The following is a 6,187-nucleotide window of genomic DNA, read 5'->3' as shown; positions in this document are numbered from 1 at the left end:
TTAATATATAAAATAGTTTTTTCGTTTCCTTTCTTCCTTATACCACTTTTCCTTAACTTGACGCGTATGGCTTGAGATACATTCCCGAGCTGTTTTGCTAGCTCTAATAAACCTAGTTTTGGTTTTAATATTTTTGTTTGTATTGTATTCATTTCTAACACTCCTTTCTTTTATTATTTTATAACTTACTTTTTTAAAGTGTCAGATTAAATCTTGTTTAATACATCTTAGCAGCGTGTGGCAGTTTGTGCTTGTTTTGTCTACTAAGTCTTTCAGAGTATATTTTCTCTTTAACCTACAGCTCCTTACTTTTTGTGCTATTTTGTACCTTATCGAGATATTTGCCATAAATATTATACAGGTTAATATAGCACTTCTCGCAATAGTCCGAATAGGATAAGATATGTGCTTATGGCTATGGTAGAGCAGTAGCATATTATGATCTGTTCGGATTATTGTAAAAAGAGCTATACTGTAATATTCTCCCCAGAAGTGCTCTTGAACAAATGTTGCTTGTGTTGTCGAAGGTGAAAAGGTTCATGGTTGATCTTGTAAGTTGATAAATTACTTGACTAGATAAATACTTGTTAATATGATAAACCAGGTTGGTTGACAGTAGGTAAGAAAAGTGGTTTAATGTGTTAGTGATGGTTTATGTATTAAAATCAATAGGTTAGTAAAGGAATGGTTTACAAGTTACAAAAGGAATCAATGAGTGTGTTAAGCAAGGTGTTTAGGGAGGGGAAATGTTAAGTGTGGGGTCTTCAGCCGTGCAATCAAGTAGTTCTATTAAAGAAGTGCTTGAGCGTCTAATTTTTAACTGTACAAATGAGAATGAAGCACAAGCCTATTCTATCGATATAATGTTTCCTTTGGTTAAATGTATTTTAAATATTCTTGAGGGTGGGTGCTGTCAACCTCAAGATAAGAAAAGGTTGGAAGTTGAGTTGGGAGAAAAAGCAGAAGATTTAGTTGGTATACTTGAAGGACTGAGGGGTGAAAGGGATAAATTTTCTGAAAAAGTAACAAACTCGAGGAACAGATGACACGCTTACGAGAAGATCTAGAAAATAATAATTATTATGTACACGAGCAAGATGAAGAATTAAAGAAAAAACTAGATTGTGTACTCAAGAAAAATGAAGAACTAGAGAAAGGGCTAAATTATGTACTCAAGCAAAATAAAGAACTAAAAGAACAGAATGAGGAAATAGCATCCCTTGGGGATAGGTTTTTGTCACAGTTAGAGGATAAAGAAAAAGAACTAAAACTTAGTAAAGTTGTGATAGAAAATCTAAGAAGGGAGCAACTTATAATCCATGAAGAAAACCAAAGGTTAGAACAATTGACTGAGGATTCACGTGTGAGGATGAAAAAAATGGATCTTGTGGTTAAAGAATTAAATGTTAAGTTAGATCATGCAGAAGGTGAAATTCATTCTCTGGATAAAGCAAATGAGGATCTAAACAGACTTTTAGGTGAACGTAAGGATTCGATAAGTCGCTTACAACGTCAAAATAAGAAGTTGGAAGATTCAATACAATCTTTAGGCAAGATGCTATCAGATAGCGATTCGGACAATGATGAGGTTTTACAAGAAGCTGAGGATCTAAGAATGTGTTTAAGTCAAAAAGAATCAAAATTCGGGATTTAACTATGGAGTTGCACGCACTACAGGAAAAATCTAATGGTTCAAATTCGAGATCTCAAGATCTTAAGCCAGCAAAATCTCTATCAGATGAGCTGAGTGAAGCAAATACTAAGATAGACAATTTTACTCAAACGGAAATTGAACATGGTTGTTCTGGACAAGAAGAAATTCAAAAAGAAAGTAGGTTATTAGATGAAGGTTATTGCGATTCTTTCCAGGAAGAGAAAGAACCGGAACTGAATTCTGAGCAAGATTATTCAGAAACAAATAGACCATACCATGATCAATATGAGTTAATTAAAACAGAACATCTATCACAAATTTTGTGTAATGATCCGTTAGAAATCTTAAAAAAACAAGGGTATTCAGAGAGCGAAATAGGTGAAATATGTAGTCAGTATGATTCTTGGTATACTCAAATGACTATGCCGATGCTTAAGGATACAGTACCACCATCTTTAATGGATAGTGGAGATTCATTACGCAAACAAGTGTGCCTTTGGTTTGGTGAAGATCATCGTCTTACAGAAAACCAAGAGAAGTTAAACGAAAAGCTGCTAAATATTGTAAAGTATTTAGACTGGTATGATGAAGGTGTTCTTTTTGATTATGATAATGGTAGTGTTTATGAGCTTGAAGAATTTTTAGAGGATAATAAAAGCAATCCGGATCTAAAAGTTGTTGTTAACCTTAGAAGAGGGGAATCTGGTGCAACAGTATTGCATGCAGTTTCAGGGGCTCATATATATGAAGTGGGTAGCAATAAGGAAAATCGAGCTGTAAGTTTACTTTTAGCAGCAGGAGCAGATCCTAACACAAAAAACCATGAAGGAGAAACGCCTTTGCACTATGCTGCTGCTATTGGTAATAGTGAAGGTGTAAGCTCACTACTTCGTGGAGGTGCTAATTCAAATATATGTGATAAACAAGGAAAAACTCCTCAACGAGTTGCAGTTGATGATGGTCATTACAATGTCGCAGGGCTTCTTTTAACTAAAGAACAAGAGGAGTTGCGTAGAGAGTTATATGACATTCTTGTAATACCTGTATACGGCCCTATTCGCTTCACTAAAACTTTAAAAGAGTTTTTAGATAAACACAAGAGTAACCAGGATCTAAAAGTGGTATTAAATATTCGGAGTGAAAGAGGTGAGTTGGAAGTTCTTGAATGTGCTAGAAATATTACTTATATTGACAAAGCCATTAGTGCAGAAATAAGAAACTTATTTTTGGGGGCAGGGGTATCATGCGATGTACCTTATTGTATGGCAGGGGAAAAACGCCCCCCCGTTTTATGGTACCATTTAATGCCAGATCAACAGAAAAAATTAGATAGTTTTTTAGGCAGGGTATCTAAAGCTGAGGATATGGACGAACTAAAAAAAGTTATAGATGAAGCCATCAGATCTGGAGTGCGGCTAAATTTTAACAAAGACCTTTCTCCAGGAGACCGTATTGCATGTAATTGGTATAGTCTAACAGATTATACTATAAAAAGAATTGGTGAGTTAAACAAGTTAAAAAGGAGTTCTAAAGTTGCTAGTGATATAGTGTGTAATTTGGTATCAGCAGGGGCAGTATTGTATACTAGAAATAGTATTGATGTAATTGAAGAACTGGAATTGGAATTTAAGTTTCATAAAAATAATATCGTGGATTCTTATACATGCCACATCAATAATGCTCATAAACTTATTAAAGTTGCGAGAAGTGCAACCGATGGTAGGCTGAATGATGTAAGAATGGATAACGCTGTTTTTTACTTGGAATATTCAGAGGGAAGTACAATAGATGCTGCAATGATCACAGATGGAGTAAGAGATCAACTAAGTCAGAAACAGGTAGGATATAGAAGGAATATAATAAAGATCGGAAAAAGTGAGGTAGAGATTATAAAAGAAGATGGTATAAGGAATTACACTAACCTTGCAGATAATAGTGATATAGTATTAATTTTCTATACCAGCCAGGGAGAGTTAGAAGTGAGATTATTTCCTGATACAAAGAATAAAGATCTAATAGTGGTCAAAGTGAACAATCAAGATCTGCTGAAGCAATTAAAAAATTGTAAAGAAGAATTAGGTAAGAACTGTTTACTTGGTGGATATTCAGTACATGATGCGATTAAACGAGGATATTTTGAAAAACATGAAACACTACGTCAATCTTCTGAAAAAATTACCTTATCTAATGAAAAGAAAAAAAATAGTTGGTGTGAGATAGTAACAAATTCAAAACAGACAACAAGCCGTACTCTAGGGTAAATGCTACACTGCTTGATTGTCTAAAGATCTTATATTGCTTACCATGAAAGCTTAACAAAAGCTTAATCATATGAGTAGTAAAAAGATTATGGTTGTTGACTTAATATTACATATCGCATACAATATACCATATATTTTAGCTTAAGGGGTAAGTATGGGTGAATCTACTGGGATAGTAAAATCTATCATCAATCTACTAAAACCAAAATCCAAACCAGAACCATATGATTTTGAATATGAATCCATTATAGAACATCTATCATCTAAAGAACATTTATTAAACGAGCTGATGAATGATATGTGGTACTCAGAAGATTTACCATCAGTTAGAAATCATAATGAACTACCATCTTTAATAGATAGTAAAGTTGGAATGAGAGAACAGATTTGTACTTGGTTTGCTTCTGAGTATGATCTTACTCCAAGTCAAAAAAAATTAAATAAAGAGTTACTCAATACCCTAAAATATTTAATTTCTTACTATAGCTCATTTGATAATACTGAACCTCTTGAAAAGTTTTTACATGACAATAAAAATAGTAAAGATTTAAAAGTAATTCTTAACCTCAAGAGAGGAGAATCTGAGTCAACAGTACTACATGCGGTTGCAGGGGGAAAGATTGATGAATACCGCTCCCTAGGAGATCGAGCTATAGATCTACTTTTAGATGCAGGTGCAGATCCTAACATACAAAATGATAAGGGCGAAACTCCATTATACCTTGCTGCTGCCATGAGTCATTATAATAATGCAAACTCTCTCCTCTTGAAAGGAGCTAACCCTAACATAACAAGTAGAAAGGGTAAAACTCCACAACGAATAGCAACTAATAACCTCTGCTATCATATGGAAGAATTATTTTTAACTGATAAACAGAAAAAGTTGAACAATGAATTGTATGACTTACTTGTGCTCAACTCAGACTGCACTAAAAATTTAAAGGACTTTTTAAGTAAATACGAAGGAGATTCAGACCTAAAAGTGGTGCTAAATATTCGGCACGGAATGGGTGAATCAAAAGTACTTTCACATATTGAAGATCTTTCTTGGGAACCTGAAGATGAAAATTCTGTGAAACAGTTAAAAAAGATAGTTCTAGAAGCAGGAGCATTAGATTATAGTATAAATATCAATCACCCTAAGAAAAAGAAAGGACAAACCAGTACCTTACTTGTTAAATTAACTTCAAATCAAAAGAAAAAGCTAAGTAAGTTTTCTGATAAGGTATCTCAAGCTAAAAACATGGTTGAGCTTGAAGAGATTGTAAATGATGCTATAAAGTCTGGTGTACGTTTAAATTATTCTTCTTCACAAGATTTTTTTTCAGGTGATGAGTACACTTTTACCGATTATGTGACGAAAAAAATCAGTGAGTTAGAAAAAAATCCTAAAGTTGCTAGTAATGTAATATGTCAATTAGTATCAAGAGGGGCGGTGTTTGGTAATACAGTTGATGCTAACACACTGACATCAGAATTTAAAGAGCATAAAGCTAACATGAAAAAAGCTTATAGAGATTATATTAGCAATGTTAGTAAATTTATTGAAATTGCAAAAAGTGCAACCAATAGCGAGCTAAAAGATGCAAGAGTAGACAACTCCGTTTTTTACTTAGAATATTCTAAAGATAGTAAAATAGACATTGCAGAGATAGCAGATGGGGCAAGGGATTTAGGTCTAACAGATGGAGAGGTAAAGTGTGGAAGAATTATAGTAAAGATCGGTAATAGTGAAGTAGAAATTAAAACTGAAGATGGAATAAGGAATTACGCAGATCTTACAGAAGGTAGCGATGTAGTATTAACTTTCTATACCAGTTTGGAAAATGTAGACGTTAGACTGTATCCTGACGTACAAGATAAAAGCAAAATTATAGTAGAAGTGAGTAATAGAGAGGAAATATTAGAAAAATTCAAAGGTCGCGAAGAAGAGTTAGGCAATGATTGCGCGCTCGGTGACCACTTGGTCTACGATGCTATTGAACAGGGATATTTTGAAAGATATGGTGGATTAATGCGTCCTGAAGTAATAAGCGAGTCTAACAACAAAAAGGTTTCATGGGCAGAACGTGAAGAATTAAGAAGGGTTTCTAATTCTAGGGAAGAAATTGCTAGGTAGAAGGTATTAAATATTCACTAAGATAATTAGCAATCTAAGAAACGAACTATCTTAAGCTCTACACAAATCACTCGCTCTTTTTTACAATTATAGCTCTTTTTACAATAATCCGAACAGATCATAATATGCTACTGCTCTACCATAGCCATAAGC

General features: G+C 33.8%; 5 protein-coding genes. 4 read left to right on the top strand and 1 reads right to left on the bottom strand.

Going from position 1 to position 6,187, the window contains the following annotated elements; translation table 11 throughout:
• Nucleotides 1-201 precede the first annotated feature (201 nt).
• Nucleotides 202-435: a hypothetical protein gene (locus tag OZD68_RS06595; RefSeq protein ID WP_400666474.1), complete on the bottom strand. Its 234-nt coding sequence runs from the start codon at nt 433-435 to the stop codon at nt 202-204.
• A 320-nt stretch (nt 436-755) separates the two neighbouring features.
• Here OZD68_RS06595 and OZD68_RS03015 point away from each other — a divergent pair, with 320 nt between their 5' ends.
• The 4 genes from OZD68_RS03015 to OZD68_RS03000 all read left to right on the top strand — a co-directional run bounded on the left by OZD68_RS03015 (nt 756) and on the right by OZD68_RS03000 (nt 6,034).
• Nucleotides 756-1,046, top strand: coding sequence for a hypothetical protein (locus OZD68_RS03015; protein WP_275008964.1), 291 nt, complete (start codon nt 756-758; stop codon nt 1,044-1,046).
• Nucleotides 1,043-1,654, top strand: a complete 612-nt coding sequence (locus tag OZD68_RS03010) for a hypothetical protein (protein WP_182309427.1) — start codon at nt 1,043-1,045, stop codon at nt 1,652-1,654. The genes OZD68_RS03015 and OZD68_RS03010 overlap by 4 nt, the downstream gene beginning before the upstream one ends.
• The gene (locus OZD68_RS03005) at nt 1,618-3,915 is read left to right on the top strand and encodes an ankyrin repeat domain-containing protein (RefSeq protein WP_182309428.1); all 2,298 of its coding nucleotides are present in this window, start codon (nt 1,618-1,620) and stop codon (nt 3,913-3,915) included. Before OZD68_RS03010 ends, OZD68_RS03005 begins: the two co-directional genes overlap by 37 nt.
• 154 nt (nt 3,916-4,069) lie before the next feature.
• On the top strand, nt 4,070-6,034 hold the full coding sequence (locus OZD68_RS03000) for an ankyrin repeat domain-containing protein (protein ID WP_182309429.1): 1,965 nt from the start codon (nt 4,070-4,072) through the stop codon (nt 6,032-6,034).
• Nucleotides 6,035-6,187: the final 153 nt, after the last annotated feature.

This window comes from Wolbachia endosymbiont of Drosophila bicornuta (assembly GCF_028982105.1).
Lineage (GTDB): Bacteria > Pseudomonadota > Alphaproteobacteria > Rickettsiales > Anaplasmataceae > Wolbachia > Wolbachia pipientis.
This window is presented reverse-complemented; position numbering and strand designations above follow the sequence as displayed.